The sequence below is a fragment of the Micromonospora sp. NPDC047753 genome (genome assembly GCF_040642735.1).
In the GTDB taxonomy this organism is placed as follows: Bacteria; Actinomycetota; Actinomycetes; order Mycobacteriales; family Micromonosporaceae; genus Micromonospora.
In genome coordinates this window covers 1-2,842 of record NZ_JBEYSL010000685.1, presented here as the reverse complement: position 1 = coordinate 2,842, position 2,842 = coordinate 1, and the positions used below count along the sequence as shown (strand labels likewise).

3 protein-coding genes are annotated in these 2,842 nt (G+C 70.7%); 2 read left to right on the top strand and 1 reads right to left on the bottom strand.

The window, feature by feature from the left end; translation table 11 throughout:
- Nucleotides 1-203: 203 nt before the first annotated feature.
- Nucleotides 204-1,169, bottom strand: a complete 966-nt coding sequence (locus tag ABZ749_RS33150) for a COX15/CtaA family protein (protein WP_357234876.1) — start codon at nt 1,167-1,169, stop codon at nt 204-206.
- Between the two features lie 170 nt (nt 1,170-1,339).
- Here ABZ749_RS33150 and ABZ749_RS33145 point away from each other — a divergent pair, with 170 nt between their 5' ends.
- Together ABZ749_RS33145 and sufB are read left to right on the top strand one after the other, a co-directional pair.
- The gene (locus tag ABZ749_RS33145) at nt 1,340-2,062 is read left to right on the top strand and encodes an HTH domain-containing protein (protein ID WP_355009983.1); all 723 of its coding nucleotides are present in this window, start codon (nt 1,340-1,342) and stop codon (nt 2,060-2,062) included.
- A partial coding sequence (gene sufB, locus ABZ749_RS33140; protein ID WP_357234872.1) for a Fe-S cluster assembly protein SufB occupies nt 2,059-2,842 on the top strand: 784 nt, incomplete at its 3' end. The genes ABZ749_RS33145 and sufB, both read left to right, overlap by 4 nt.

Here is a 2,842-nt window from a genome sequence, read left to right as displayed (position 1 = left end):
ATCAGGGATGTTGCTGTCTCCGGCGTGTCGGAGGCAGCAACATCGGGGATGTTGCGCAGATCTTGGGCGCGGGGCGCGGGGCGCGGGGCGCGGGGCGCGGGGCGCGGGGCGCGGGCTCGTTGTGGGGGTCAGGCTCTACGGGGCGCGTGGGTGCTGATGGCGGGGCGCGCGACGAACGAAGGGGCGCGGGGTGCGCGGGCGGGTCAGGCGCTGACCGGTACCGGGGCGGCGGCGTCGGTCGGGGTGGCCTGGGGCGCCGGCGCGACCGGGCGGCGTTCCCGGGTGGACCACTGCACCGACAGCGCGGCCAGCAGTACCAGGCAGGAGCCGAGCATGTGTGCGCCAACCAGGACCGCCGGCACGTGGGTGAAGTACTGCACGAAGCCGATCAGGCCCTGGCCCAACTCCACGGCGACCAGGATGATCGCGGCGCGGGTGGCCCGCTGCGCACCGACGGCGCGGAACGCGAAGATCAGCGCCACCGACAGGCCGATCAGCAGGAAGACCCCGTCCGCGTGCACCTGGGAGATCGTCTCCGGGTCGAGCCCGTTGCGGGCGGCGCCGTGGTCGCCGGCGTGCGGGCCGCTGCCGGTGACCCAGGTGCCGACGACCAGCACGGCGACGGTGACGCCGGTGGTGACCCGGGCCAGCGCGCGCAGTGGTGCGGGCACCACGGCCGCGGTCGGGCCGTCGGGGTCGCCGATACGTCGCCAGAGGGCGTACGCGGCGGCGATCACGGCCATCGAGGCGAGGAAGTGCAGCCCGACCACCCACGGGTTGAGGTTGGTCAGCACGGTGATGCCACCGAGGACCGCCTGGGCGGGGATGCCCAGGAAGACCACCACGGCCAGTGCGAGAAGCCCGGGTCGGCGGGGCCGGTGCAGCAGTACGGCCAGCACCGTGGCCAGCGCGATCAGACCCACCGCGAAGGTCAGCATCCGGTTGCCGAACTCGATGACGCCGTACACGCCCATCTCCGGCGTGGTGACGTAGGAATCGTCTGTGCACCGGGGCCAGGTGGGGCAGCCGAGGCCCGAGGCGGTCAGTCGGACGGCCCCGCCGGTGACGACGATGCCCACGTTCGCGATGATCGAGGCGAGCGCGAGGCGGCGCAGCAGGATGCCGGAGACCGGACGGACGATTCGGTTCACGGCGCAAATCCTACGCACCGTAGTGATCGAGGTTCGTCCGACTCCGTCAGTGCGGTGGTTGGGATCACCGGAGCCCGGGTTTGCGACCCTCCGGGTAATTACGTAACGTTGGCGTTGTGAAAAACGCGGCGGCGCTCTTCGGGCACCAGCCGACGGCCGTGCCGGCCGTCGGTGCGTCCGCGCCTGCCGTGACCACGCCGGTCGGCCCCGCCGGGCCGGCGGCGGCCGAGGTCTCCACCCGGGATCGGGTCACCCAGTTGCTGTTGGAGCAGGGTGCCACCACCGCCGCGCAGCTTGGCGCGGCGCTCGGGCTCAGCCCGGCGGCGATCCGCCGACACCTCGACGCGATGCTTGCGGATGGTGACGTGTACGCCCGCGAGCAGCCTGTGCAGGGCAGTCGCGGTCGGGGCCGCCCGGCGAAGGTGTTCCTGCTGACCGAGGCCGCCCGGGTCCGCTGTGGCACACACCACTACGACAACATGGCCACCGCCGCGCTGCGCTGGATCGCCCGCAGCGGCGGCCCGGACGCGGTGGAGGCGTTCGCCACCGAGCAGGTGTCCGCTCTCGAGTCCCGCTGTCGGGCGGCCATGGAGGATGCGGGCGACGACCCTCTCGCGCGAGCCGAGGCACTTGCCGCAGCGCTCACGGGCGAGGGTTACGCTGCCAATGCGACCACGATCGCCTCTGGCGGCCAGCTCTGTCAGCACCACTGCCCGGTGGCGCACGTGGCCGCCGAGTTTCCTCAGCTGTGCGAGGCCGAGACCGCGGTCATCTCCCGTCTGGTCGGCACCCACGTGCAGCGTCTGGCCACCATCGCGCACGGCGACGGGGTGTGCACCACGCACATCCCGACCCAGCCGGGCCGTGCTCAATCCGGTAATCCCGTAACCACTGTGAGGACAGATAGATGACCGAGCAGATCGTCCAGCCCCTGACCCAGGAAGAGCAGCTCGCCGCCCTGGGCCGGTACGAGTACGGCTGGTCCGACCCGGACGCCGCCGGGGCTGTCGCCCAGCGTGGCATCAACGAGGCGGTGGTGCGGGACATCTCGGCCAAGAAGAACGAGCCGGCGTGGATGCTCGACCTGCGGCTGAAGGGCCTGCGGCTGTTCGGCCGTAAGCCGATGCCGGCGTGGGGCGCGGACCTCACCGGAATCGACTTCGACAACATCAAGTACTTCGTCCGGTCGACGGAGAAGCAGGCCACCAGCTGGGAGGACCTGCCCGAGGACATCAAGAACACCTACGACCGGCTGGGCATCCCGGAGGCGGAGAAGCAGCGGCTGGTCGCCGGTGTCGCGGCGCAGTACGAGTCCGAGGTCGTCTACCACAAGATCCGCGAGGACCTTGAGGAGCAGGGCGTCCTCTTCCTGGACACCGACACGGCGCTGCGCGAGCACGAGGACGTCTTCAAGGAGTACTTCGGCACCGTGATCCCGGTCGGCGACAACAAGTTCGCCGCCCTGAACACCTCGGTGTGGTCCGGTGGCTCGTTCATCTACGTGCCGAAGGGCGTGCACGTCGAGATCCCGCTGCAGGCCTACTTCCGGATCAACACGGAGAACATGGGCCAGTTCGAGCGGACGCTGATCATCGTCGACGAGGGTGCGTACGTGCACTACGTCGAGGGCTGCACCGCGCCGCTCTACTCCTCCGACTCGCTGCACAGCGCGGTCGTGGAGATCATCGTCA